Source organism: Burkholderia semiarida, assembly GCF_029268935.1.
Taxonomy (GTDB): domain Bacteria; phylum Pseudomonadota; class Gammaproteobacteria; order Burkholderiales; family Burkholderiaceae; genus Burkholderia; species Burkholderia semiarida.
Map to the genome: position 1 here is coordinate 903,509 of NZ_JAHLCL010000008.1, position 25,791 is coordinate 929,299.

Below are 25,791 nucleotides of genomic sequence, written 5' to 3' on the forward strand. Positions count from 1 at the left end.
GCGCGCATGAACGCGACTGTCCAGCCCGCGGCGCCGGCCGCACCGACCGCGATCCGCACGCCGTGGCGCGAATTCTGGCGCAAGTTCCGCAAGCAGACCATCGCGCTCGTCGCGGGCGGCTTCGTGCTGGCGCTCGTCGTGCTCGCGTTCGTCGGCCCGCACATCGTGCCGTTCGATCCGGAAAACTATTTCGACTACGACGCGCTGAACGCGGGGCCGTCGGCCGTGCACTGGTTCGGCGTCGACTCGCTCGGCCGCGACATCTTCAGCCGGATCGTCGCGGGCACGCGGATTTCGCTGGCCGCCGGCTTCTTCTCGGTCGCGCTCGGCGCGGTGATCGGCACGTTCTTCGGGCTGCTTGCCGGCTATTACGAAGGCTGGTGGGACCGCATCACGATGCGCGTGGCCGACGTGCTGTTCGCGTTCCCGGGCATCCTGCTCGCGATCGGCGTGGTCGCGATCCTCGGCAACGGGATGATCAACGTGATCTGCGCGGTCGCGATCTTCAGCATTCCGGCGTTCGCGCGGCTCGTGCGCGGCAACACGCTGATGCTCAAGCACATGACCTACGTCGAGGCCGCGCGCAGCATCGGCGCGTCGGACTGGACGATCATCATGCGGCATATCCTGCCGGGCACCGTGTCGTCGGTCGTCGTCTATTTCACGATGCGCATCGGCACGTCGATCATCACGGCCGCGAGCCTGTCGTTCCTCGGGCTCGGCGCGCAGCCGCCGACGCCGGAGTGGGGCGCGATGCTCAACGAGGCGCGCGCGGACATGGTGACGGCGCCGCACATCGCGGTGTTCCCGAGCCTCGCGATTTTCCTCACCGTGCTCGCGTTCAACCTGCTCGGCGACGGGCTGCGCGACGCGCTCGACCCGAAGCTGGAGCGCCGTTGATGCGGGCTGCATCGATGTGGGCTGCGACGCTGCCGGCCGGGCCGCGCGGCACGATCGCCGACGTGCCGGGCGTGACCGTCGGCCATTGCACGCTCGATGCCGGCAGCGTGCAGACGGGCGTGACCGTCGTGAAGCCGCATCCGGGCGACGTGTACCGCGGCAAGGTGCCGGCCGGCGCGGCCGTGATCAACGGTTTCGGCAAGAGCGTCGGGCTCGTGCAGGTCGACGAACTCGGCACGCTCGATACGCCGATCGCGCTGACCAATACGTTCGGCGTCGGCGCGGTCGCCCATGCGCAGATTCGCGCGGCGATCGCGGTGAATCCGCGGATCGGCCGCGACTGGCCGACCGTCAATCCGCTCGTGTTCGAGTGCAACGACGGTTACCTGAACGACATCCAGGCCTTCGCGGTCACCGCCGCGCATTACGACGACGCCTGCCGCGCGGCATCGCGGGACGTCGCACGCGGCGCGGTGGGCGCCGGGCGCGGGATGTCGTGCTTCGACCTGAAAGGCGGGATCGGTTCCGCGTCGCGCGTGGCCGTCGCGGCCGGCCGGCCGTATACGGTCGGCGCGCTCGTGCTCGCGAATTTCGGCCGGCTGTCGATGCTGACACTTGGCGGTGTGCCGCTCGGGCGCATCGTCGCGCAACGGCGCGCGGCCGAAGCCGCGCACGCTGCGCCGCCCGAGCAGGGCTCGATCATCCTGCTGCTGGCCACCGATGCGCCGCTCGACGCGCGGCAACTGTCGCGGCTCGCGCGCCGCGCGGGGGCCGGACTGGCCCGTACGGGCTCGGTCTACGGGCATGGCAGCGGCGACATCGGGCTTGCCTTCTCGACCGCGTACACGATTGCGCATGACGCGTCGACGATCGCGCTGCCGGCCCTCGTCGCCGATGCGGCGCTCGATCCGCTGTTCATGGCCGCGGCCGAAAGCGTCGAGCACGCGATCGCCGACGCGTTGCTGCAGGCGGTGACGGTCACCGGACGCGACGGCCACGTGCGGCAATCGCTGCGCGACGCGGCGCCCGATCTCGACCGCTTGTTCAACGAAGATAACGCAGGGCATCCGACCCAGTCATGAAGATCCTGATCTCGACCGACATCGAGGGTGTCGCCGGTGTATTCGCCGCCGAGCAGACGCGTGCCGGCAATCCGGAATACGAACGCGCGCGCCGCTGGATGACCGCCGAGGCGAACGCGGCGATCGAAGGCGCGTTCGCCGGCGGCGCGCAGGCCGTCTGGGTCAATGACTCGCACGGCGGCTTTCGCAACCTGCTGCCCGACGGGCTCGATGCGCGGGCGCGTGTCGTGCTCGGCAAGCCGCGTACGCTCGGCATGATGACGGGCCTCGAACAGCAGCCCGATCTCGTATTCATGATCGGCTATCACGCGAAATCGCAGACGCGCGGCGTGCTCGGGCACACGATCAACAGCTTTGCATTCACGCAGGTGTGGCTGAACGGCGTCGAGCTCGGCGAAGCCGGGCTGTACGGCGCGCTGGCGCGCGAATACGGCGCGCACGTCGCGCTCGCGACCGGCGACGACGTATTCGCCGACGAAACGCAGCCGCTGTTTCCGGACGCGCGTTTCGAGACGGTCAAGACGGCCGGCGGCGCATCGAGCGGCGAGACGCTCACGCCGTCCGCGTCGTGCGCGCGCATCGCGGCCGCGGCGCGCGAAACGGTCGCGCGGGCGCTGTCGGCCGGCGTGCGCGCCGGCGCGCATCGGCCCGCGCCGGCCGCGTGCACGCTGCGCGTGCAGACGGCCGCGCTCGCCGACCTGTTCTGCGTGCTGCCGTCGCTCGAGCGCGTCGATGCGGTGACGCTGCGCTTCGACGGGCCATCGGTCGAGCACGCGGTGCGCACGCTGAACAGCCTGTCGGCGATGTCGTTCATGCTGCGCTGATGCGTGCCGCGACGATGCCGCCGACGCGCGGCCGGTCAGCCGATCGCGACGGGGCGGGCCGTCGCGGCGAGCAGGAATGCTTCCATCGCCGCGACCAGTGCGAGCGGGGTTTCGTTCATCGGATAGTGGCCCGCGTTGCGCAGCACGTCGACGCTGGCGAGCGGATAGCGTCGCAGATAGGTGCGGGCCATCAGCGCCGCGTCGAACGCCGGATCGTGCTCGCCGATCAGTACCTTGACCGGATGGATGCCCGTGATGTCTCCGCTGAAATCCGTATCGGCCCACGCGCGGAAGTACGCGCCGAATGCCCGCGCCGACGAACAGGCGGCCGAATACGCGGCTTTCCACTCGATCCAGGCGGCGGGCAGCCGGTTGCCGGTGCTGCGGTCGATGATGGTGCGGCGATCGGCGAGGTGGTCGGCAGCGCGCTCGAATAGCGCGCGTCGCGCGGCGTCGAACGGCAGACCGCCGCACGGGACGGGCGCGATCGGCACCAGCGCGCGCACGCGGTCGGGCGCGAGGGCGGCGATCTTCTCGATCGCCATGCCGCCCATCGAATGGCCGACCAGACTGAAGGTCGGGAAGCTGAGCGCGTCGGCGAGCGCGAGCGTGTCGGCGGCGATCTCGTCGATCGTGTAGTTGCCGCGGGCGTCGCGCATGCGGCCGTAGCCTCGGTAGTCCATGAATACATAGCTGAAGTGCTCGCGCGACAGCCACGCTTCGAGAGGTTCGAATGCGCGGGCGTCGCCGAACCAGCCGTGCAGCACGAGAACAGGGTGGGGGCCGTCCCCCACGCGATGAAACGTATTCGGCATGTCCGCTCCGATGAGGTTGCCCTCCGGCCGATCCGGCCGGCGGGTGTTGCGGCCGAGAGGTCGCGCAACGGTGGAGCGGATCGTAGATCGTTCGAAGGCGACCCGCCTTCGATATCGGGTCATTGATGATGGAATTCGGGCCGTGAGAAATACGCTGCTAGATCCTTACGAACACATTCCCCGGAGCGTGGTCGTGACCGCCAACGACTTTGCGGCGGGCACGACGTTTCCGGATCACGCGCACGTGCGCGGACAATTCGCGTTCGCGTCGCGCGGCACGATCAGCGTGTCGACGCCGCACGGCCGATGGCTGGTGCCGCCGCAGCGCGCGTGCTGGGTGCCGGCCGGCGTGCGGCACGAAATGACGATGACCGGGCCGGTCACGATGCTCAACGCATTCGTGACCGTCGACGCCGCGCAGGCGGCCGGGCTGCCCACCCAGTGCGGCGTGTATGGCGTGTCGCCGCTGCTGCGGCAACTGATCGACGATGCGATCGATTTGCCGGCCATGTACGACGTCGACGGTCGCGCGGGCAAGCTGATGGATCTGCTGGTTGCGGAAATCGCGACGATGCCGCGCCTGTCGCTGCACGCGCCGCTGCCGGCCGACGCGCGGCTGGCGAAGGTGTGCCGGCACCTGTTCGCGGCGCCGTCGATCGCGGCCGATCTCGACCGGGTCGCGGCCGACGCGGGCGTGAGCCGGCGCACGTTCACGCGGCAGTTCCGTGCGCAGACGGGTGTGAGTTTCGCCGCGTGGCGCCAGCAGGTGTGCATGCTCGCGGCGATTGCCCGCCTGACCGACGGGCAGCCGGTGACGCGCGTCGCGCTCGATCTCGGCTATGCGAGCGCGAGCGCGTTCACGTCGGCGTTTCGCCGCATTCTGGGCGACACGCCGAGCCGCTATCTGGAGATTCGTCGCTAGGATTCGGCACAGGCCACGCGCTTGCGTGGGCCGCCGCGCCAAAAAAATACGCGTCCGCCAACTTCGGCCAGACGCGTTCAAAGGCACTCTGTCTGAAAAAATGCGCGGGCCGCCTGCCGACGGCGTCGCGCATCATCCCTGTCATTGTTTCTTCGTACGATTCAATTCTGTCGGCTCGTTGCAGATAACGAAGCATACGCCGCATAACGCGCAAACGATATCGTGTCGCCCACATGATTGATGTGCTGTCGCAGCATGCGTTTCGATCGCGCGTTCGATCTCGGCACGGGAAGCCAATGACGCCAGACGTCCGCAGCCACCGTGCATCACGACGCGGCGCATCATCGAAGGCGGCCCAAAACGCCGTGTGGCGCGATGCCGGTCGGTATCGCGCCACACGGCGGTGCGGTGGCAGGCGAAGCCTGCCGCATGCGTCAAACGTCGAAGAATACGGTCTCTTCCGGCCCCTGCATGTGGATGTCGAAGCGGTAGACGACCGGGCGGCCCGGCTGCGCGTCGCGTTTCGCGACGAGCGTCGCGCGGCGCTCCGCCGGCACCGCGTTCAGCACGGGGTCGACCGCGTTCGCGGCGGCTTCGTCGTCGAAGTACACGCGGGTGAACGCATGCGTGAGGATGCCGCGCATCATCACCGTCACGTTGATGTGCGGCGCCTCGTCCGCGGCGACGCGGCCCGGCTTCACCGTCTCGACGACGAAGCGCTGCTGCGGATCGGTGCCCGTGCCGACCCGCGCGAAGCCCGTGAAGCCGGATTTCGCGACGTCGTCGCGCGACGCGGGGTAGCGGCCCGCGGCGTCCACCTGCGTGAATTCGAGCACCGCGTCGCCCACGACGTTGCCGTCGCCGTCGAATACCTGCCCGACCAGCAGCACATGCTCGCCTTCGGCGTGCGCGGCGGCGATCGTCGGCGTGAACAGGCTTTTCAGGTCGTAGCCGTATTGCTGCGGACACAGGCCGTACGCGAAGTACGGGCCGACCGTCTGCGAAGGGGTTTGCTTCAGCGTCGTCATGGTTCAGCGCTCCATCGGGGTGGCGTCGCGGCCGCGCAGCACGATGTCGAATTCGTAGCCGAGCGCATAGCCTTCTTCGGTAATGTCCATCGAGAAGCGCGAGATCAGGCGCTCGCGCGCGGCTTCCGGCGTGCCCTGGAAGATCGGGTCGTACGCGAGCAGCGGATCGCCGGGGAAGTACATCTGCGTGACGAGACGCGAGCCGAAGTAATCGCCGAACAGCGAGAAGTGGATGTGATTCGGGCGCCACGCGTTCGGATGGTTGCCCCACGGATACGCGCCGGGCTTGATCGTCAGGAAGCGGTAGCGGCCTTCGTCGTCGGTCAGGCAGCGGCCGGCGCCGAGGAAGTTCGGATCGAGCGGCGCGTCGTGCTGGTCGACCTTGTGCACGTAGCGACCGGCCGCGTTGGCTTGCCACACCTCGACGAGCGTGTTGCGCACGGGCTTGCCGCCTTCGTCGAGCACGCGGCCGGTGACGACCATCCGCTCGCCGAGCGGCTCGCCGTTCTTCACGGCGTTCTTCGTCAGGTCGTGGTCGAGCGCGCCGAGATCTTCCGCGCCGTAGACGGGCGCGTACTGGTCGCGCAGCTTCTCCTTCAGCGGAATCAGCGGGCGGGTCGGGCCGCGCTTCACGGATGAACGGTACTCGGGGTGAACATAGGCCGGATGCGACGGCCAGTCGCGCGGCGTGAGGATCGTGGGGGAATCCATCGGGCGTCTCCTGTCAGGTTTTTTCGCGAAGTGGATGGCACGACTTTAGCCAATCCGGAAAGTTATGCAAAATGACCTTTTTTCGCGAATCGCATAACAGTTCGTTATGTTTTTGCCCGCAATGAAAATTCCGCCGGACAGAAAGCCTGTCCGGCGGAAAAAAGCGATCGGGCTTCGCGTCGTCGGCGACGACCCCGTGCACGGCCCTCCAGCCAGCCCGTCACTGTTTTTTGTCGTTCGTTCTCGTTGTTATCCGGTCTCCCCGAGCGTGCCCGTCGTCATGGACGGCCGGGATCGAGCACGATCCCGTCGAATTCGAGCGCCAGCGTGCCGCTGCGCAGCAGGGCCGCGGGTGTCGCCGCGTGGCCGGCGCCGAGCACCTCGGTCACGTACCGCGTGCAGAAGCCACGCCGCGCCCGCGGCTTGAAGCGACTGCCGAGCAGCGCATCGATCCGCTGTTCGGCCAGCGCATGCGCGTGACGCTGCGCGTCGGCCGACGCCGCCGCGACACGGCGCGCCAGTGCGATGCGTCCGCCGTCGGTACGGGCGACGAAGCGCGACAGCGGCGTGAGCTTCGTCCACGCGAACGCCGCCGGCTCGGCGATCACCGGTTCGTCGCCCGACGTATCGACGACGATGCCGAAGCGATTGGCCCAAGTGCCCGATGTTTCGACCGAGCCGTTCGCACCGGCGGCGGCATCCGGCGCACCGGCCGGCACGCGGATGAACACCAGATCGCCGACATGCGCGCCGGCGGCCAGCGTGCGCACGGTGGCGAGCGGCATCGCGCGATCGGTGCCGCGCGCATCGCGCAGTGCGGTGTGGTGCGGTTCGCAGGCCGCTGTGTCGATTCGGATGGTCATTTCGGCTCCGTCGTTGCGTGACAGGACGGAGCGGATTATGCAGACAAGTAACCCAAAGTGCTGATGTGGATGCGCGAGTGGCCTAATATTCGACCTCGAGCATCATTTTTCGATACCGCCATGACCGAGACCGCCCAACTCATCGAAACGCTGAAGCGCCAGTTGAAGGCGCAGGGCATGACTTACCGGGACGTCGCGCGTGCGCTCGACGTCTCCGAGACGAGCGTGAAGCGGCTGTTCGCGAGCGGCCGCTTCACGCTGGAGCGCGTCGTGGAGATCGCGCAGTTGCTCGGCTATACGCTCGCCGAGCTCGTGCAGGAGGCGTCGGCGTCCGCGCCGCGCCTGCGCGTGCTGACCGAGCAGCAGGAGGCGTTGCTGGTGTCGGACGAGAAGCTGCTGCTCATCGCCGTCTGCGCGATCAACTACTGGACCGTGCAGGACATCGTGTCGGCCTACCGTCTCACGCAGGCCGAGTGCGTGAAATACCTGCTGATGCTCGACCGGATGAACGTGATCGCGCTGCTGCCCGGCGACCGGATTCGCGTGCGCGTCGCGCGCGATTTCGACTGGCTGCCGGGCGGGCCGATTCGCCGCTACTTCCATGCGCACGTGCTCGACGACTTTCTCGGCAGCCGCTTCGACGGCCCGGGCGAGACGATGACGTTCCTGCAAGGGATGCTGACGGACGCGGCCGCCGCGGAGCTCGAACAGGAACTGCGGCGGCTTGCCAGCAAGGCGGCGGCGCTGCATGCGGAGTCGTCGTCCGCGCCGCTTGGGCAGAAGCACGGCACGGCGCTGCTGATCGCGAAACGGATCTGGGAGCCGACCGGATTCCACGCGCTGCGGCGTCATGCCTGACGTCGCCGGAAAGCTTGGGCCTTTCCGGGAAGTTATGCAAAATGGCGATTCATCGTCATTCGCATAACCATCCGTTATGAACAACCGTATCGCCGACGGCCGCGTCAAATTCCGTCACCTGCAGTGTTTTCTCGCGGTCGCGCAACTGGGCGGCGTGCAGAAGGCGGCCGAAAGCCTGTCGATCACGCAACCGGCCGTGTCGAAGACGATCGCCGAACTGGAGACGATCCTCGGCGTGAAGCTGTTCGAGCGCGGCCGGCACGGCGCGCAGCCGACCCGCGAGGCGCAACTGTTCATGCCGCACGCGAACGCGTGCGTGCTGGCGCTGCGGCAGGGCGTCGGGCTGCTGGCACGCGAGGGCGGGGCCGCCGCCGCGACGCTGGAAATCGGCATGCTGCCGACCGTCGCGGCCTCGCTCGCGCCGGCCTTGATGAAGGCGCTGACCGCACGCTGGCCGCGCATCGTCGTGCGGATCGCGACGGCCGCGAACGCCGACTTGCTGGAGCGCCTGAAATCCGGGGCGATCGAATGCGCGATTGGGCGGCTGTCGGAGCCCGAACGGATGATCGGGCTCGCGTTCGAGCAGTTGTACAACGAGCCGCTCGCCGCGGTCGTGCGCGCCGGCCATCCGCTGCTCGCGAGCGCGGCGCCGGCCACCGAGCTCGCACGCTATCCGGTCGTGCTGCCGCCGTTCGGCACGTTGATCCGCCAGTCCGCCGAGCAACTGCTCGGCGCATGCGGCGCGCCGCCGCTCGATTCCTTCATCGAGGTGCTGTCGGTATCGGTCGCGCGCGCGCTGGCGCTCGAGAACGACGCGGTCTGGTTCGTGCCGCTCTATGCGGCGGAATACGATCTGTCGGCCGGCGCGCTGGCGCGCCTGCCGCTGCCGTCGGCGGGCACCGACGAGCCGGTCGGGCTCGTCCTGCGCACCGATGCGCAGCCGTCGCCCGTCGCGCGGACGCTGATCGATGCGGTGCGCGACATCGCGCGGTCGCGGTTCGGCGATGCGCGAGCGCCTCGGGCGCCACGCGCGGCGCGCAAGCCTGCTCGCGGCAAGCGTTGATCCATCGGGCCTGACGATGCGCCGGACCCGATCTCCCTTCTTGCCGCGGGATCGGCCATCCGGTCAGTAGCCGTCATCGGGGTGCTTGGCATATCGTACCGTTTTTGATACGATGGACGACAAGACGATGGCGAGACAGCAGATTCAGGTCACGCTCGGCGTGCGGTTCTTCCGGACGGCTCGCGGCAACGAGCCGGTGCGCGAATGGCTCAACGCGCTCGGGCGACTGGAGCGAAGGGCGATTGGCGAAGAGATCAAGACCGTTCAACTCGGCTGGCCGCTCGGCATGCCGCTGGTCCGGAAGATGGCGAAGGATCTATGGGAGATCCGCGTGACGGTGCCGGGGCGAAGCGCACGCGTGCTGTTCACGGTCGTCGGCGACACGATGGTGCTGCTGCACGGCTTCTTCAAGCAGTCGCGGGCTACGCCGTCGGACGATCTCGACGTCACCGTCGCGCGCCTGAAAGCGCTGACGCGCGCCATCTGAATTCCCCGGTTGTGCCGGACGCACCGTCTCCGACGGTCGGGCAGCCGGCAACGCCATGCACCTGGAGTACGACATGACGACCACGAACAATCCGTATATCGGCAGCGATTTCGACGCCTTCCTCGAAGCGGACGGCAACCTCGAAGCGGCCACCGCCACCGCGATCAAGCGCGTGATCGCTTGGCAGATCGGGCAGGAAATGAAGGCGCAGCACATCACGAAAACGGCGATGGCCGCGCGGATGAAAACCAGCCGCGCCGCACTCAATCGCCTGCTTGACGAAACCGACACGAGCCTCACGCTGGCGACGCTCGCGAGCGCGGCCGCCGCGCTCGGCAAACGGCTCAGCTTCGAGCTCGTGCCGGCCTGAGCGGCGCGAACGAACGGCGCGCGGCCGGATCGACGCGATCGTTCACGCGGCGAGTTGTCGAGCGCCGGCCCGCGTGCGCATGCCGGGTCATCGACGCGCTCGGGTGATCCGCAGATACAGCAACGCGCCGCCCGCGAGCAGCAGCGGGCACAGGAAATACCAGCCGGTCGTCACGAACAGCCCGGCCACCGCAATCAGCGAAATCCACGCGCAGCGATACGCGATCCCGCCGCGCGGCAGCAGCTTCAGCGCGGCCGCCGCGCCGAGCCCGTACACCATCACGAAACATCCGGACGTCACGAGCACGAGCGGCTTCGGCCCGACGTCCGACAGCGTCGTGGCGGCCAGCGCGATGGCCGCGAGCACGGCAATCACGCCGAGGCTGCGGCGCGGCACGCCGCCGACCTGGCTGCCCTGTGCGAGCCACGCAGGCAGCGCGCCGTCGCGTCCGAGCGCCGCGCCGAGCTTCGCCGCGCCGGCAAAATACGCGTTCATCGTGCCCAGTGTGAGCAGCAGCGCGGCGGCCGCCGCGAGCACCTGCGCATGGCCGCCGATGCCGCCCGCGATCAGTTCGGCGAGCGGCGCGCCCGATGCGCCCGCGGAAGGCCCGAGCACCGTTACGCTCGCGGCGGCGACCGACAGATACAGGAACCCGACGACCACGACCGCGATGCCGGCCGAACGCGGCATGTCGTGCGCGGGCCGGCGGAATTCGGCCGCGAGATGCGTGATCGCTTCCCAGCCGGCGAAGCTCCATACGAGCAGCGCGGCGGCCTGGCCGACCGCGAGCCAGCCGTGCGGGGCGAACGGATGCAGGTTCGCGGTGCGCGCATGCGGCGCGGATGCGAGCACTGCGGCGAGCAGCAGCGCGACGAGCAGCGCCGACAACACGAGTTGCATGCGGCCCGACACGGTGACGCCGAATGCGTTCGCGGCCGATACGACGGCGATCAGCGCGGCCGCCGTGACGATGATCGTCGTGTGTCCGCCGCCCGTGACAGCGGCGACGTAGGCACCGCCGAACATTGCGGCGGCCGGCGCGCCGGCCGGCACCGCAAAATAGAAGCACCAGCCGACGACGGCCGCGGCCTTCGGGCCGAATGCGCGCCGCGCGTAGGTCGACACGCCGCCCGCATCGGGATAGCGCGCGCCGAGTGCGGCGAAGGTGGCCGCGAGCGGCCCGGACAGCACGACGAGCGCGGCCCACGCGAGCAGCGAGGCCGGCCCCGCCACGTCGGCGGCGAGCGCGGGGAGCGCGATCACGCCGGTGCCGAGCACCGCGCCGATATAGAGCGCGGCGCCCTGGAAAATGGTCAGCGAACCCGCGTGACGGGCAGCGGGCGAATCGGCATGCGAACGCATGAGCGGCAGTCTCCGGAAGGTCTTGTTTTGTGTGGGCGACGCGCGGAAGTTCGCGCGGTCGATCGTTCGATGCTACCCGAACGAGGGTGCCCGCGCGGCGCGGCGATCAGTAGTCGGGTGCCGCGTGCGTGTCAGCCGATGTCAGCAGGAACGCGCGAGCCGCAAGCGCGCCTCCTCGCGCGCGGCGGGCGACAGGTCGGGCGCGTAGTGGAACGTACCCGATACCAGCGATGCGACGGGCACGCCGTCGCGGAACAGCACGCGATTGCCGGCCAGCGCCGGTACCTTGTCGCCGGGCAACAACGTGCCGGCGAGATTCAGCGGATCGGCGCCCGTCACGCAGATGTACTGTCCGTCGCCCGGTTGCCGCCGCAGTTCGCGCAGAATCGGGATGGCCTCGGGCAGCGCGAATTGCTCGCCCGCGAGCCCGGCGACGAAGCGTCCGCCGCGAATCTCGCCGCGTGCTTCGAGGCGCTGCAGCACGCGCACGAGTTCGCGCCAGCTCGGCAGCCAGTCGGCTTCGCGTTCGAGCAATCGCCAGAACACGACGCCGTAGCGGCGCAGCAGCGTCCATACGATATGTTCGAGCGCGTCGGGATCGGTCGTGGCGAGGCCGCGTTTCGCCGCGGGCGCGTCGCCGTCGGGCCGCGGATGACGCTGCACGAGCGCCCAGCGGCCCGCGTCGTCCATCCCGCCGATCAGTGCGCCGCCGCGCCGCGTGCGCGGCGCATAAGTCGCGCTGCGCTTGACGGCCGGCTTCAGCAGCGCGCGCAGGCCCGCGTAGCTGTCCGCATTCACGAGGCCGGCCGACACGAGTTCGCCGAGCGCCTGTTCGAGTTCGACGGGCAGCATGTGCAAGTCGTCGAGCAGCGCGTCGAAGAACATCGCGCCATGCGCGGCGAGCGCATCGCGCACTTGCGTGGCGCGTGCGGACAGCGTCGGTTGCGCATCGGGATCGCGCAGCGCCTGCCATGCAGAGAGATGGCGGCGCGGCAGCAGCACGATCGGCGTCGTCTTCACGGGCGTGCCGGCCGCGCGCGCCGGCGCGCCGATGCGCGTCCACACCAGCTTGCCCGAGCGGCACAGCTCGTCGAGGCCGCCCGCCGTGTAGTCGGTGAGCCGCGCGGGCAGCAGCGCGTCTTCCCACGCGCTCGCCGCCGCCTCGTAGCCTTCGAGCTGTTCGACCACGGCCGCCAGCGCGTCGCGGCCGGCGCCGCGCGTGTCGGGTGCCAGATGTTGCCAGTGGAACAGGAAGCGCATGAAATCGGCGCGTTCGACCGGCTCGATCTCGCGGCGCAGCCGCTTCACCGTATAGCGATGAATGCGCGCGAGCAGGTGGCGTTCGCACCATTCGTCGGTCGTCGCGCCCGGCGTGAAGCGGCCGCGCATCACGTAGCCTTCGCGCTCCAGCGCCGCGAGCGCCGTCGCGATCGACGCGGGCGGCAGGCCGAGCGGCGCGGCGATCGCATCGAGCGTCAGCGGCCCGAAGCCGGTGAGCCGCGCGCGGATCACGTCGACGAGCGCCGCATCGGCCTCCCACGGCTGCGCGCACGCGGCCGGCACTTTGAGCGTGGGTGTCGCGCGGGCGTCGGGATGCAGCGCGCGCAGGCAGACGAGCCGCTCGACCGGCACCCACAGCGCGGCACCGCCCGGCGTCGCGAGTTTCGTCGCGCGGCGGCGTTCCGCGAGTTCCGCGAGTCGCTCGGGCCAGCCCGCGTGCGCGTGCGCCTCGCCGTCGGCCACGCACGCGAGGGTGAGCAGTGCATCGTGCATTTCGTCGGCGTCGCGCACGAGCGGCCACGCTTCGTCGCGCACCGCGTCGATCGCGTCGGCGTCGAGCGCGCCGAGATCGTCGGCCGATTCGGGATCGCTCCAGCGGCGCGACTGCACGGCCTGCGTGCGGCGTTCCTCGAGCGGCGCATCGTCGAGGAACGCGTAGGGCTTCGCGTTCAGGATCTCGGCCGCGAGCGGCGACGGCGCGGGCAAGTCGCGCGCGACGAGCTCGATCGCGCCGCTTTCGATCCGGCGCAGCAGCGCGAGCCAGCCGTCGGTGTCCATCGCGTCGTGCAGGCAATCGTCGAGCGTCTGGTCGACGAGCGGGTGATGCGGAATCTCGCGTTCGCCGACGATGTTCTCGAGGCACGCGACCTGATCGGGGAACACCGTCGCGAGCAGGTCGTCGCTCTTCATCCGCTGCAGTTGCGGCGCGGTGCGCCGGCCGCCGGTGAAGCGCGGCAGCGCAAGCGCGGTGGTCGCGTTCCAGCGCCAGCGCACGCCGAACATCGGCGCGTCGAGCAGCGCCTGGATCAGCACGTGTTCGGCGCTGGCCGAACGCAGGTAGCGCCACACTTCGTCGAGCGCGAAGCTGTGCGCGAGCGACAGCGACAGGATGATCGCGTCGTCGGTCGCGGCGGCCTGCAGTTCGAAGTTGAAGCTGCGGCAGAAGCGCTTGCGCAGCGCGAGCCCCCAGGCACGGTTGATCCGGCTGCCGAACGGCGAATGGATCACGAGCTGCGTGCCGCCCGATTCGTCGAAGAAGCGCTCCATCACGAGCGTGTCCTGCGTCGGCAATGCGCCGAGCGCGGCGCGGGTGCGGGCGAGGTAGTCGGCGATCTGGCGCGCGGCGTCGGGCGACAGCCGGAGATCGTCGACGAGCCAGCGCAATGCGGGCGCGAGGCGGCTGTCGCTGGGGGCGAGCGCGGTGGCGGTTGAGGCTTGTGCGTCGGCTTCCGCTTTCGCATTGCTCACCGTGTTGCCGCCCGCGCGCTTGCGCCCGGCGGCGCCGGCCTGCCGGTCGCCTTCGGCGAACAGCGCGTCGAGCCGCGCGCGCAGCCGGCCGACCGCCGCCGACAACTCGTCACTGCGCCCGAGTCCTTCGCCGAGCCAGAACGGAATGCCCGGCGATTGACCGTGCGCGTCCTCCACGCGCACGCGGCCCGTTTCCACGCGAATGATCCGGTACGACTGATTGCCGAGCTGGAACACGTCGCCGGCCAGGCTCTCGACCGCGAAATCCTCGTTGACGGTGCCGACCTGGATGCCCTGCGGTTCGAGCAGCACCGCGTAGTCGGCCATGTCGGGGATCGTGCCGCCGGAGGTGGTCGCGGTCATCATCGCGTTGCGGCGGCCGCGCACCGTGCCGCCGACCACGTCGCGGTGCAGGTACGCGCCGCGCACGCCGCGACGGCTCGTGAATCCCTCGGCGAGCATCTTCATCACTTCGTCGAAGCGTTCGCGCGTCAGCCGCGCATACGGCGCGGCGCGCGTGAAGCTCGCATACAGCGCGTCCTCCTGCCACTCCGTGCACGCGACTTCGGCGACGATCTGCTGCGCGAGCACGTCGAGCGGCGCTTCCGGAATCCGCAGCGCATCGAGTTCGCCGCGTCGCACGCAGTCGAGCAACGCCGCGCATTCCACCAGCTCGTCGCGCGACAGCGGAAAGAGCCGCCCCTTCGGCACGCCGCCGACATGGTGCCCCGAGCGGCCGACGCGCTGCAGGAACGGCGCGATGCCGCGCGGCGAGCCGACCTGGCAGACGAGATCGACGTCGCCGATGTCGATGCCGAGTTCGAGCGACGCGGTCGCGACGAGCAGCTTCAGTTCGCCGCGCTTCAGGCGCTGCTCGGCGTCGAAGCGGTGCTCCTTCGCGAGACTGCCGTGATGCGCGGCGATCGCGTCCTTGCCGAGCCGGTCGGCGAGATGGCGCGCCATGCGCTCGGCCGTGCGGCGCGTGTTGACGAACACCAGCGTCGTGCGATGCGCGGCCGCGAGCCCGGCGATGCGGTCGTACACCTGTTCCCATACGTCGGTCGCCATCACCGGTTCGAGCGGCACGTTCGGCAGTTCGAGCGCGAGATCGCGCTCGCGCGTGTGGCCGGTGTCGACGATCGCGCAGTCGCGCGGCGCGTCGGCCGGCCCGCCGACGAGAAAGCGCGCGACCGCGTCGATCGGCTTTTGCGTGGCCGACAGCCCGATGCGCGGCAGCGCGCGGCCGACCAGCGCGTCGAGGCGCTCGAGCGACAGCGCGAGATGGCTGCCGCGCTTGGACGACGCAAGCGCATGGATTTCGTCGACGATGACCGAGCGCACGTTCGACAGCATCTGCCGCCCCGACGTGGACGACAGCAGCACGTACAGCGATTCGGGTGTCGTGACGAGGATGTGCGGCGCGCGCTTGCGCAGCGCGGCGCGCTCGGCCTGCGTCGTGTCGCCGGTGCGTACCGCGGTGCGGATCGCCGGCACCGGCAGGCCGAGCTGCGCGAGCGATTCGGCGATGCCGGCGAGCGGCGCGTCAAGGTTCACGTGGATGTCGTTCGACAGCGCCTTCAGCGGCGATACGTAGACGACCAGCGTCGCGTCGGGCAGCGTGCCGTCGTGCGCGAGCGCATCGCGCACCAGCTCGTCGAGCGCGCACAGGAACGCGGTGAGCGTCTTGCCCGAGCCGGTCGGCGCGGCGACGAGCGTCGAGCGGCCGGCCTTGATGTGCGGCCACGCGAGCGCCTGCGCGCCGGTCGGCGCGGCGAACGTGCGCGTGAACCACGCGGCGACGGCCGGGTGGAACACGTCGAGCGCGCGGGCGGCGGGGTGGGGAGCTGTGACGTCCATCGGAGCGTTGAAATAGGGTGCGAGCGTGCGGACACATCGCACGCGAATCGAATCGTCAGTGTGCCAGACGCCGCGCGGGCGTGCCGGGCATGCGTGCCGACGATTCCAATGCAGATGGGGGCCTGCACCGCGCTTTCAATGGACGGAAAGTTGCGTGCCCGTCGGCACGCCGAGCGCGCGCTGAATTGTGTCGAATTGCAACTTGGGGGCGAGCCCCACGGCTGAATTTTCCGAAACACGGAACGTGCGTTACCAGCGCGAACCGTCCCTAGACGCGATGCATCCAGCCGAGCCAGTGTTGGACCAGCGGCGCACGCGACCACAGCGACTGCGCGAGCCACAGCGTGCCGCCCCATGCGGCGGCCACGACGATCAGGTCGCAATGTCCGCTGTTCCACAGGTTCAGCGAATGGCGCCGCCAGATCCACGGTACGCCGAGCGGATTGGGCCAGTCGGCGAGCAGATGCATCACGCCACCGCAGGCGAAGCCGAACAGCGGCGCGGCCCACGTCGGATGCGGATGATGGACGAGCCCGTGCCACCCGAGCGCGAGCAGCGCAATCCACCCGATACCCCAGTGCGTGATGGTGCGATGCGTGATCCACAGCCGGCGCTTGCGGGTCCACCAGGCGACTTCGAGCCAGTCGGGCGCGGTGCCGCCCGCGACGCCCGCCGCGAACGCGGCAAGCATGCCCGAGTGCCACGGGCCGGTCGCGCCGGTTTGCGCGACGAGGATGGCGGCGGCGACGCCGGCTGCGAAGCCGGATGCGTGATGCGCATTGTGTGATGCCATAGGGAGCGAGACGAAGAAACGTGAAGCGGCGCGTGCACGAAACGATGATGCGGCGCGCAAGCGGGGCGCTATCTTCGCAGATCGAACTGTGCAGCGGGCGGCCGGTTCGCAGATTTTTTCGCACCCGCTGCGGGGCCGGTCGCCCGGTTCGCAACTTTCGGTTTTGTTCGTTGCGCGCTGGCGCGCGTCGCGGACGATCTCGGACGATGCCCGGGCGCGTCGCGGCGCCGCAACGTGACCCCGCGCACGCAATCGGCGACGCTTTCGTCGCACCTCACGTGTTCGACCCTTTTTGTCCCCCTATACTACGAAGCCGGCATATGGCCGTCGGCGCGCCAGCGGCCATCCACGGATCAGGTGCTTTTCCTGCCTGAAGGAGATCCACATGGGGGACATGCAATGACTACGCTGAATCGCTTCAAATCATCCGCCGCCGTGTTGGCGACGGTGGCCGGCATCGGCTTCCTGCCGAATGCGCCGGCCTACGCGAAAGGGCCGCAGCCCGCGGTCCTGACGAGCTCCGCGGTGGCGGTGGCCGACAAGTACAGCGCGGATGCCGCGGAGCGAATCTTCAAGGAGGGCGGCAATGCGATCGACGCGGCCGTCGCGATTGCGTTCACGCTCGCGGTCACGTACCCGGAAGCCGGCAACATCGGCGGCGGCGGCTTCATGACGATCTACAAGGACGGCAAGCCGTACTTCATCGATTACCGCGAGCGCGCGCCGCTCGCCGCGACGAAGGACATGTACCTCGACAAGGACGGCAACGTCGTCAAGGGCATGAGCCTGTACGGCCCGCGCGCGGTCGGCGTGCCGGGCACGGTGGCGGGCATGTGGGAAGCGCAGAAGCGCTTCGGCAAGCTGAAGTGGAAGCAGGTGCTCGCGCCGGCGATCCACTATGCGCGCGACGGCTTCGTCGTCGATGAGCAGCTCGCGCAGCGCGGCGTCGACGCGTCGAAGGAATTCGGCGGCAAGACCAATTTCGACAAGTACTTCTCCGGGCTGAAGGCCGGCGCGAACTTCAAGCAGCCCGATCTCGCCGACGTGCTGACGCGCATCGCGGACGGCGGCGCGGAAGGTTTCTACAAGGGCAAGACGGCCGAGCTGATCGCCGCGTCGATGAAGACCGGCGACGGCAACGGGCTGATCACGACCGAGGATCTCGCGCAGTACCGCGCGGTGTGGCGCCAGCCGGTGCAGGCGAAGTGGAACGGCTACGACGTGATCACCGCGCCGCCCCCGAGTTCCGGCGGCATCGGCCTCGTGCAGTTGCTGAAGATGAAGGCCGATCTCAAGCAGGACTTCGAGGGCGTGAAGCTCAACTCGCCGCAGTACATCCATCTCGTCGCGGAAATCGAGAAGCGCGTGTTCGCCGACCGGGCGCAGTATCTCGGCGATCCCGACTTCTACAAGGTGCCGATCGCGCAGTTGACCGACGACGCATACATCGCGAAGCGCGCGGCCGAAGTCAACCCGAAGGAGCCGTCGGATACCAAGAGCGTGCAGCCGGGCCTCGGCACGACGATGCCGGAGAAGGCCGAAACGACGCACTTCTCGGTGGTCGACAAATGGGGCAACGCGGTGTCGAACACGTACACGATCAACGGCTATTTCGGCTCGGGCGTGATCGCCGACGGCACGGGCATCGTGCTGAACGACGAGATGGACGACTTCTCCGCGAAGCCGGGCGTCGCGAACATGTTCGGCGTGGTCGGCAGCGACGCGAACGCGATCGAACCGAGGAAGCGTCCGCTATCGTCGATGTCGCCGACGATCATGACGAAGGACGGCAAGGTGTCGCTCGTGATCGGCACGCCGGGCGGCTCGCGCATCTTCACGTCGATCTTCCAGGTGATCAACAACATCTACGACTTCAAGATGCCGTTGAAGGAAGCGGTCGGCGCGATGCGATTCCATCACCAACTGCTGCCGCCGAACACGATCTTCTGGGAACCGTACCACCCGATCGAAGGCGAACTCGCGAAGCAGATCGAGGCGCGCGGCTATACGCTGAAGGGGCAGGATTTCAGCGGCGACATCCAGGTCATCAAGATCGACGGCAAGACGCCGGAAGCGATGGCCGATCCGCGCGGGCGGGGCGTGACGCGGATCATTCGTTGAGGTGACGTTGACGTGAAGCGATGCGTGCGCGTCGGCGAAAGCGGCCGCGTACGCCGTTCGGCAGCCGGTGTGTCGACCCGGCTGCCGATTTTTTTGGCCGGTCGTTCGGATGAAGCCCGCGATCCGCGGTTGCCCCCATTTTCATGAATTTGACGCGCGACGCTGGGATAATGGCCGAGTTTGGCTGCGTCAACGATGGAAGGAGGCCCCATGGGCGACAAGGATACCCGCGAGACCGAGGACAACCGCGCCGATACGAACTCGATGGAAGCGCGCCAGCGCCGTTTCGAAGAGGATCTCGTCGACGCGTACGACGAAGAGCTCGAGATGGAGCTCGACGATCGCCGCTTCGACAACGGTGAAGACCTGTTGTTCTCGCCCGAGCGTCGCGAAGCGCGCAAGGAATATTTCCGCGAGCTGTTCCGCTTGCAAGGCGAGCTCGTGAAACTGCAGGACTGGGTCGTGGAAACCGGGCACCGGCTCGTCGTGATTTTCGAGGGGCGTGACGCGGCCGGCAAGGGCGGTGCGATCAAGCGCATCACGCAGCGCCTGAACCCGCGCGTGTGCCGCGTCGCCGCGCTGCCGGCGCCGAACAACCGCGAGCGCACGCAATGGTACTTCCAGCGCTATGTTGCGCATCTGCCGGCAGGCGGCGAGATCGTGCTGTTCGACCGCAGCTGGTACAACCGCGCGGGCGTCGAGCGCGTGATGAATTTCTGCACCGACGACGAGTACGAGGAATTTTTCCGGTCGGTGCCGGAGTTCGAGAAGATGCTCGTGCGCAGCGGGATCCAGATCGTCAAGTACTGGTTCTCGATCACCGATCGCGAACAGGAGATGCGCTTCCAGAGCCGGATCGAGGATCCGCTGAAGCAGTGGAAGCTGAGCCCGATGGATCTCGAAAGCCGCCGCCGCTGGGAGGCTTATACGGCCGCGAAGGAAGAGATGCTGCAGCGCACGCATATTCCGGAGGCGCCGTGGTGGGTCGTGCAGGCCGTCGACAAGAAGCGCGCGCGGCTGAATTGCATTCACCATCTGCTCGGCCAGGTGCCGTATCACGAGGTGCCGCGCCCGACGATCGATCTGCCGCAGCGCGAGCATCACGAGGATTACATCCGCCGGCCGGTGCCGGACCACATGATCGTGCCGGACGTCTATTGAGCGGTTCGGGGCGGCTGGATCGGCCACGGAGGCGCGCCGTGCCGCGCGGCGCGCGTTACTCCCGGATCAGGAACGCGGCGCGGTCGCGGCCGGCGATCCAGGCGGGCGTGCGACCGCGTCCGCTCCAGGTGGCGCCCGTCGCCGGATCGCGATATTTCGCGCCGATGGTGAACAGCTTCGCGCGACCGCTGTAACCCTGCCCGAAGACCTCCCGCGCGGTCAGCGCATGATCCGTCACGATCTGGCGTACCTGCATCAGTGCCGCTTGGCGTTCGCGGCGGCGCGCGGCCCGGATGCGCCGATCCAGTTCCGCGAGCTGGGCCTGCAGTTTTTGCAGTTGCATGCGTCCGATATCCCCGTAGCTGAATTCTGATGATTGGCAGAGGTGCGATGTGCCGCATGTCTGCACGCCCGACCAGACGTTGGCAGAACGCATGGCGGGCAACACCGGAAGATTAAGTTTCAGCGCGCGGGTTTTCTATCGGACGTATCCGATTTTTCACGGGAATCTGTCCGCCTTACAGTGCGGGGAAGCCCGAGCGTCCTTGCGTCAGGTCGAACAGTTCGGATTTTGCTGCCGCCTCGGCCGTTTCCGGCAGCTTGATCACGAGCTTCACCGTCATCCCGTAAGCGCTGTCCACCAGATCGTAGCCGGCCTGTTCGATCCAGCGGCGCACGCGCGCCTCTTCCGGGTAGCCGATCTCGATCGCGAGCCGCGTGTGGCGAATGCGCTCGACGCGTTCGGCATCGAGCAGCGCCGATGCGATCGCATCGGTGTACGCACGCACCAGCCCGCCCGCGCCGAGTTTCACGCCGCCGTAGTAACGCACGACCGCGCCGAGCACGCCGTCGAGATCGTGATGGCGCAGCACTTCGAGGATCGGCCGGCCCGCCGTGCCGGACGGCTCGCCGTCGTCCGACATGCCCGACTGGCCGCCGGCCAGCAGCGCCCAGCACACGTGGGTGGCCGCCGGATGCTCGTCGCGCAGGCGTTGCAGTACCTGCATCGCGGCATCGCGGTCGTCGACGGGAACCGCGTGCGCGATGAAACGGCTCTTGCGGATTTCGAGTTCGCGGACGTAAGAGGTGGCGAGCGAGTAACTCATGCGTCGCGACGCGGAAAGTGTAGGGAAATCAAGGCGATGATGGCTGGTCGATGCGTTTGGCGTTGGCCTGCGGACGGATATCGTCTGCATGAGCGGAGGGCGAAGACGGAATTTTACCGTGGCGCGCGCCGAAGCATTTCGGTGACGCGCGGCATCAACGTACGCCGATCGACGAGCGCAGCGCCGCGGCCAGCGTGCGCAGCGCCTGCCGGGCACGCGCATCGGTCAGGCTCGAGTAGAGCACCACGTCGCGCGTCGGCAACGGCGGGAGCCCGTAGCGCATCCCCACGTCGACGGTGCCGGCGGGCGCGACGCGATGCCCGAGCGCCGCGACGGCCAGGCCCGCGGACACCGCCGCGCCGATCGTCGCCACGCCGCCGCCGACAAAGACTTCCGTCCACGCGACGCCGGCTTCGTCCAGTGCGCCGACCGCCATGCGGCGCACGCTGCACGGTTCGGCCTGCGTGGCGAGCCGCAGCGGTTGCGGCGGATGGTACTCGAAATCGGCCGCCGCCATCCAGCCGAACGACTCCGACAGGATCGTTTCGCCGTCGAGCCGCCGGCTGTCGTGCTGCAATGCGACGGCCGCATCGAGCTGGCCGCGATCGAACGCATCGAGCACGTCACGCGACGTGGCGACGCGAATCTCCAGCACGAGCGCCGGCTCCGCTTCGCTCATCCGCCGCAGCAGCATCGGGAGATCGGCGCCGACGACATGGTGGCTGACGCCGATCACGAGCCGTCGCTGGCTCGTGCCGAACGCGCTGATCGCACCATGGTGAGCGGCCACCAGTTCGCGCGCCGGTTCCAGGAACGCGGTGCCGTCGGCCGACAGGCGAACCTGCCGCGGCGTGCGTTCCAGCAGGCGGCGGCCCAGCCCGTCTTCCAGCCGCTTGATCTTCAGGCTCACCGCCGACTGCGTCGTGTCCAGCGCTTGCGCGGCCCGCGTGAAGCTCCTGAGGTCGGCGGTCAGCACAAATGCCTGCACGGCTTCGATGTCGAGCGTTTTCATCGCACCCTTCTTCATTTCAGAATCGAATCATTGAAATATTCTGCCATCTACTTTTTAAATGATTCAAGGTCTTTTACGCTGGCTCCATGTCGTCCGGAATACCGTCCGTTTCTTTCGCCAGGAGTCGATCATGCTGACCGCGTACTACGTGCACCGCCTGCCGGCGGATTACGACCTCGACATCATCCGCCATCGCGTGCGCGAGCGCGGCAGGCTGTGGGACGACACGCCGGACCTGCTGTTCAAGGGCTTCCTGCTGCGCGAGGCCGGCCGCCACGGCGCGACGGAAAACGGCTACGCATCGTTTTATCTGTGGCGCAACGAACAGGCGTTCGCGCGGTTCGTGACGGACGGCCGCTATCGGGTCGTGACGGACAGCTTCGGCCGCGCGCCGATCGATACGCGGGTTGCGCTCGATGCACGCAAGGGCAGTGCGTCGGCGGGACGTTTCGCGCGTCTCGAAACCATCGAGATTCCGGCGGACGCCGATCTCGATGCGGCATTGGCGCGGGAGATCGCACGCAATCGCGAAGCGGCGGCTCGGCAGGGTGTGGTCGCGGCGGCCGTCAGTCTCGATCCGCTGTGCTGGCGGCTCACGCGTGCGCTCGTGACGGAACATGAGCCGGACGACGGCGGCGCGGGCACGGTGTACCAGGTCCTGCATCTGGCGACGCCGTTGCTCGACACGCTGGAAGCGGGCGGCGCGTGATGGCCGGCATCGCGTCGCGATTGCCGACCGGCGTGGTGATTGCCGCGCATCTGGCGGGTGTGGTGGCAGGCATCGCCGCGATTGCGGCGCTTGCGACGGTGCTGGCGCTGCTGGTCAGGTAAGGCGCTTCAGCGCGCCGAGGGGTTGCGCGGGAGCGCCGCACGCATGATGCACGGCGCCCCCGGTCGCTTCATCGTCGCTCGTTCAATGGCTCTGCAAGCGGATATCGCGCGACGACGCGCCGACATACACGGTTCCGCCCGGGACGACCCGCCAGCCGTTGCGCGACGTATCCCACACGCTCTGCATCCGCGGCGACACGGTCACGCGCACGCGCCGGGCCTCGCCCGGATTCAGCCGGATCTTGTCCCAGCCGACCAGCCGCTTCGGCGGCTCGTCCTTGTACGGCACGCCGAGATAGACCTGCGGTATTTCGGCGCCGGCGACGCGCCCGTCGTTGCGCACGGTAAACGCGACGCTCAGCGAGCCGTCCCATTGCTTCGACACCGACAGGCCCGAATACGTGAAGTGCGTATACGACAGGCCGTAGCCGAACTCGAACATCGGCTTGATGTTGCGCGCGTCATACCAGCGGTAGCCCATGTTCAGCTTTTCCGCGTACACCGGGTCGGTCTCGAACGCGCCGTTTTGCCCCCACGTCGGCGAATCCTGATCGCGCGCCGGGAATGTCACGGGCAGCTTGCCGGACGGATTGACCGCACCGAACAGCACGTTCGCGATCGCCTTGCCGCCGGCCTCGCCCGGATACCACGCCTCGACGATGGCCGACACGTTGTCCTTCCACGGCATCAGCACCGGGTTGCCGCTCTGGACGACGACGATCGTATGCGGATTCGCGCGCGCGACGGCTTCGACGAGCGCATCCTGGTTCGACGGGTTCGCGAGGCTCAGGCTCTGCAGCTCGCCGAAATCCTCGCCGGCCGGCTGCGCGACCACGACGATCGCGACATCCGAGCGGCCCGCGAGCGCCGCGGCCTGATCGATTTCCTGCTGCGTGTACGCGCGGAACGGCGACTGCTGGTCGCTGTTGCCCGCATACGTGACCTGTGCGGCCGGCGCCAGCGCGCGAATCGCCGCGACGATCGGCACGTCGACCTTGAGCCACGGATTGCGCCACCAGCTGCACCCGGTCGACGACCCGAACGTCAGGCCGCCGCAACCGGCGAACGAACCCGATACCGGATCGCGCGTATTGCCCGAGCCGCCGCCGGACAGCACGGCCGCATCCGCATGGCCGCCGATCACGGCGATACGCGACAGCGCCGACGCGACGAGCGGCAACTGGTTGCCGTCGTTCTTCAGCAGAACGATCGATTGCTCGGCCGCCGCCTGCGCGAACCGGTTCCCGGCCGCGAAATCGATCGTGCCGCCGCCCTGGGCCGGATCGTCCATCACGCCGACGCGGATCATCACGGCGAGCTTGCGGCGCACCATGTCGTCGAGGCGCGCGGTCGACACCGAGCCGTTCGCGATCGCCTGCTTGACGGCCGCCGGCGTCAGGTACACGCTCGGCCCGACGTCTTCTTCCTCGTCCAGCCCGGCATTGATCGCGGCGGCGGTGCTGTGCGTGGCGCCCCAGTCGGACTGCACCTGGCCCTGGAAGCCCCATTCGTTCTTCAGCACGTCGTTCAGCAGGTGCGGGTTCTCGCACGCATAGGTGCCGTTCAGGCGGTTGTAGCTGCACATCACGCTGCCGGGCCGGCCGCGCTTCGCGGCGATCTCGAACGGCAGCAGGTACAGCTCGCGCAGCGTGCGTTCGTCGATCTGCGTATTGCCGCCCATCCGGCCGTGCTCCTGCTCGTTGCCCGCGTAGTGCTTGATCGTGGCGATGACTTTCTGCCGCTGCGTGGCAAGCGTGCGTTCGGCGAGCAGGTCGCCGGCGAGCAGCGGATCCTCGCCGAGATACTCGAACAGGCGGCCGCCGCGCGGCTCGCGCGCGAGATTGGTGCCGCCGGCGAGGCCCATGCCGAATCCTTGCGCACGCAACTGGATCGCGACCTGCTTGCCGTAGTCGTACGACAGCCGTCGATCCCAGCTCGCGGCGACCGCGATCGTGGCCGGGAACGTCGTGCTGGCCTGCGACGTGCTGCCGGAGCCGGTCGCCGAATCGACCATGTTGAGATCGGGAATGCCGAGCCGCGGCACGCCCTGGATGTAGCCGGCGCCGCCGCCCGGCACCTTGGACATTTCGTATTGCGAATGAATGAACTGGAGTTTCTCGTCGAGCGTCATCTTGCGCACGAGCAGGTCGGCGCGCCGTTGCGCGGCGGCCGATGCGAACGTGTCGATCGCGTCGCCCTGCGCATTGAAATCGGCGTCGCCGGCGTAGGCGGTGGTGCAGAGGGTCGCTGCCAGCACGACGGCCGGCCAGAGGGTGTCCCGCATGTTGTTCTCCATGATCGTATTGCCGGTTGTTCGGATGATGTCTGGAGCTGCGTACGTCCGGTGGATTCGCACCGGACGCATTCGGCTGGCGAAGCAGGGTGGATGCGCGTCGGCATGCCAGGCCGGGCGGGGAATCGTTACGGCCGGTTGGGCCCCGATCGAACCAGACGGACGGCGACGCGGACCGCCCGGCACTGTCGAATCGGATGTAGCGGTTCTCTGCTGCGGCTAATGGTATGAATGTAGTTTGACTACAGCATCGGTGTTTCTACCGATACGTGTGATCTTTATTTCGTAGGGGCGCGCGGCGGGGTGGAAAGGCGGTCATCGTTCCCGATGGGACATGCGCGGCGGAGTAAGAAGTACCTGCGCGCGAGCGTTCCGACGGGCGGGAGGTCGGGAAGCGAGTGCCCGCGCGATACGGTTGGTTGCGCAAGCATCGAATGGAACACTGACGGATGCCGGCCGCGTCGGGGCGGAACCGGGCAGCACCGACGGCGTGCTAGTGTCCTGTTCCGTTGTTAACTGGTCTATCTTCGCGTAGCATGTTGACGTCAACGGAACGGGAGACGTCAGCATGGCGATGGGACGAC

General features: G+C 68.5%; 23 protein-coding genes. 12 read left to right on the forward strand and 11 right to left on the reverse strand.

Annotated features, from left to right (window positions below):
- Window positions 1–6: 6 nt before the first annotated feature.
- Genes gsiD through KPB06_RS27380 form a run of 3 tightly spaced genes read left to right on the forward strand, consistent with a single transcriptional unit; the run spans window position 7 to window position 2,806 of the window.
- On the forward strand, window positions 7–900 hold the full coding sequence (gene gsiD, locus KPB06_RS27370; protein ID WP_059582264.1) for a glutathione ABC transporter permease GsiD: 894 nt from the start codon (window positions 7–9) through the stop codon (window positions 898–900).
- A complete protein-coding gene (locus KPB06_RS27375) occupies window positions 900–1,982 on the forward strand; it encodes a DmpA family aminopeptidase (protein WP_059582261.1) in 1,083 nt (360 codons plus the stop codon). Before gsiD ends, KPB06_RS27375 begins: the two co-directional genes overlap by 1 nt.
- Window positions 1,979–2,806, forward strand: coding sequence for a M55 family metallopeptidase (locus tag KPB06_RS27380; protein WP_059582258.1), 828 nt, complete (start codon window positions 1,979–1,981; stop codon window positions 2,804–2,806). The genes KPB06_RS27375 and KPB06_RS27380 overlap by 4 nt, the downstream gene beginning before the upstream one ends.
- 35 nt (window positions 2,807–2,841) lie before the next feature.
- Here the strand turns inward: KPB06_RS27380 and KPB06_RS27385 are convergent, their stop codons facing one another.
- Window positions 2,842–3,621, reverse strand: coding sequence for an alpha/beta fold hydrolase (locus KPB06_RS27385; protein WP_099317357.1), 780 nt, complete (start codon window positions 3,619–3,621; stop codon window positions 2,842–2,844).
- A 142-nt stretch (window positions 3,622–3,763) separates the two neighbouring features.
- Between KPB06_RS27385 and KPB06_RS27390 the strand changes: the two genes are divergently transcribed.
- Window positions 3,764–4,543 (forward strand): AraC family transcriptional regulator, encoded by a 780-nt coding sequence (locus KPB06_RS27390; RefSeq protein WP_059582253.1) that lies wholly within the window; start codon window positions 3,764–3,766, stop codon window positions 4,541–4,543.
- Between the two features lie 434 nt (window positions 4,544–4,977).
- Here KPB06_RS27390 and pcaG read toward each other — a convergent pair whose 3' ends face one another.
- From pcaG to KPB06_RS27405, 3 genes are all read right to left on the reverse strand, one after another.
- Window positions 4,978–5,571, reverse strand: a complete 594-nt coding sequence (gene pcaG, locus KPB06_RS27395) for a protocatechuate 3,4-dioxygenase subunit alpha (protein WP_059582250.1) — start codon at window positions 5,569–5,571, stop codon at window positions 4,978–4,980.
- A gap of 3 nt (window positions 5,572–5,574) precedes the next feature.
- Window positions 5,575–6,282: a protocatechuate 3,4-dioxygenase subunit beta gene (gene pcaH, locus KPB06_RS27400; protein ID WP_011547893.1), complete on the reverse strand. Its 708-nt coding sequence runs from the start codon at window positions 6,280–6,282 to the stop codon at window positions 5,575–5,577.
- 278 nt (window positions 6,283–6,560) lie between these two features.
- A complete protein-coding gene (locus KPB06_RS27405) occupies window positions 6,561–7,145 on the reverse strand; it encodes a YiiX/YebB-like N1pC/P60 family cysteine hydrolase (protein WP_275905882.1) in 585 nt (194 codons plus the stop codon).
- A 120-nt stretch (window positions 7,146–7,265) separates the two neighbouring features.
- On the opposite strand from KPB06_RS27405, the gene KPB06_RS27410 reads away from it, so the two are divergent.
- The 4 genes from KPB06_RS27410 (at window position 7,266) to KPB06_RS27425 (ending at window position 9,923) form a co-directional block, all read left to right on the forward strand.
- The gene (locus KPB06_RS27410) at window positions 7,266–8,003 is read left to right on the forward strand and encodes a helix-turn-helix domain-containing protein (protein WP_275905881.1); all 738 of its coding nucleotides are present in this window, start codon (window positions 7,266–7,268) and stop codon (window positions 8,001–8,003) included.
- Window positions 8,004–8,079: 76 nt separating this feature from the next.
- Window positions 8,080–9,066, forward strand: a complete 987-nt coding sequence (gene pcaQ, locus KPB06_RS27415) for a pca operon transcription factor PcaQ (RefSeq protein WP_059582242.1) — start codon at window positions 8,080–8,082, stop codon at window positions 9,064–9,066.
- 127 nt (window positions 9,067–9,193) lie between these two features.
- Window positions 9,194–9,553, forward strand: coding sequence for a type II toxin-antitoxin system RelE/ParE family toxin (locus tag KPB06_RS27420; protein WP_059583059.1), 360 nt, complete (start codon window positions 9,194–9,196; stop codon window positions 9,551–9,553).
- 73 nt (window positions 9,554–9,626) lie between these two features.
- A complete protein-coding gene (locus KPB06_RS27425) occupies window positions 9,627–9,923 on the forward strand; it encodes an XRE family transcriptional regulator (RefSeq protein WP_006479223.1) in 297 nt (98 codons plus the stop codon).
- Window positions 9,924–10,010: 87 nt separating this feature from the next.
- Here the strand turns inward: KPB06_RS27425 and KPB06_RS27430 are convergent, their stop codons facing one another.
- The 3 genes from KPB06_RS27430 to KPB06_RS27440 form a co-directional block, all read right to left on the reverse strand.
- Window positions 10,011–11,285: an APC family permease gene (locus KPB06_RS27430; protein ID WP_059582239.1), complete on the reverse strand. Its 1,275-nt coding sequence runs from the start codon at window positions 11,283–11,285 to the stop codon at window positions 10,011–10,013.
- Between the two features lie 141 nt (window positions 11,286–11,426).
- Window positions 11,427–15,890: a DEAD/DEAH box helicase gene (locus tag KPB06_RS27435; protein ID WP_059582237.1), complete on the reverse strand. Its 4,464-nt coding sequence runs from the start codon at window positions 15,888–15,890 to the stop codon at window positions 11,427–11,429.
- 268 nt (window positions 15,891–16,158) lie between these two features.
- The gene (locus tag KPB06_RS27440) at window positions 16,159–16,683 is read right to left on the reverse strand and encodes a metal-dependent hydrolase (protein WP_059582234.1); all 525 of its coding nucleotides are present in this window, start codon (window positions 16,681–16,683) and stop codon (window positions 16,159–16,161) included.
- A gap of 399 nt (window positions 16,684–17,082) precedes the next feature.
- On the opposite strand from KPB06_RS27440, the gene ggt reads away from it, so the two are divergent.
- Both ggt and ppk2 read left to right on the forward strand, forming a co-directional pair.
- Window positions 17,083–18,804 carry a gamma-glutamyltransferase gene (gene ggt / locus KPB06_RS27445; protein ID WP_059582231.1) on the forward strand — a complete coding sequence of 574 codons (1,722 nt, stop codon included), beginning with the start codon at window positions 17,083–17,085 and terminating at the stop codon, window positions 18,802–18,804.
- A gap of 210 nt (window positions 18,805–19,014) precedes the next feature.
- On the forward strand, window positions 19,015–19,965 hold the full coding sequence (gene ppk2 / locus KPB06_RS27450) for a polyphosphate kinase 2 (protein ID WP_059582228.1): 951 nt from the start codon (window positions 19,015–19,017) through the stop codon (window positions 19,963–19,965).
- Between the two features lie 55 nt (window positions 19,966–20,020).
- On the opposite strand, the gene KPB06_RS27455 is transcribed toward ppk2, so the two are convergent.
- The 3 genes from KPB06_RS27455 to KPB06_RS27465 all read right to left on the reverse strand — a co-directional run bounded on the left by KPB06_RS27455 (window position 20,021) and on the right by KPB06_RS27465 (window position 22,083).
- A complete protein-coding gene (locus KPB06_RS27455; protein ID WP_059582226.1) occupies window positions 20,021–20,308 on the reverse strand; it encodes an H-NS histone family protein in 288 nt (95 codons plus the stop codon).
- Between the two features lie 175 nt (window positions 20,309–20,483).
- Window positions 20,484–21,071: an IMPACT family protein gene (locus KPB06_RS27460; RefSeq protein ID WP_275920559.1), complete on the reverse strand. Its 588-nt coding sequence runs from the start codon at window positions 21,069–21,071 to the stop codon at window positions 20,484–20,486.
- Between the two features lie 154 nt (window positions 21,072–21,225).
- The gene (locus KPB06_RS27465) at window positions 21,226–22,083 is read right to left on the reverse strand and encodes a LysR family transcriptional regulator (RefSeq protein WP_059583057.1); all 858 of its coding nucleotides are present in this window, start codon (window positions 22,081–22,083) and stop codon (window positions 21,226–21,228) included.
- A gap of 130 nt (window positions 22,084–22,213) precedes the next feature.
- Between KPB06_RS27465 and KPB06_RS27470 the strand changes: the two genes are divergently transcribed.
- Window positions 22,214–22,792 (forward strand): DUF4865 family protein, encoded by a 579-nt coding sequence (locus KPB06_RS27470; RefSeq protein ID WP_179231772.1) that lies wholly within the window; start codon window positions 22,214–22,216, stop codon window positions 22,790–22,792.
- Window positions 22,792–22,914 (forward strand): hypothetical protein, encoded by a 123-nt coding sequence (locus KPB06_RS27475; RefSeq protein ID WP_256940225.1) that lies wholly within the window; start codon window positions 22,792–22,794, stop codon window positions 22,912–22,914. Before KPB06_RS27470 ends, KPB06_RS27475 begins: the two co-directional genes overlap by 1 nt.
- Window positions 22,915–22,996: 82 nt before the next feature.
- Here KPB06_RS27475 and KPB06_RS27480 read toward each other — a convergent pair whose 3' ends face one another.
- Window positions 22,997–25,198, reverse strand: coding sequence for a glycoside hydrolase family 3 C-terminal domain-containing protein (locus tag KPB06_RS27480; RefSeq protein ID WP_059583055.1), 2,202 nt, complete (start codon window positions 25,196–25,198; stop codon window positions 22,997–22,999).
- Between the last annotated feature and the right edge of the window lie 593 nt (window positions 25,199–25,791).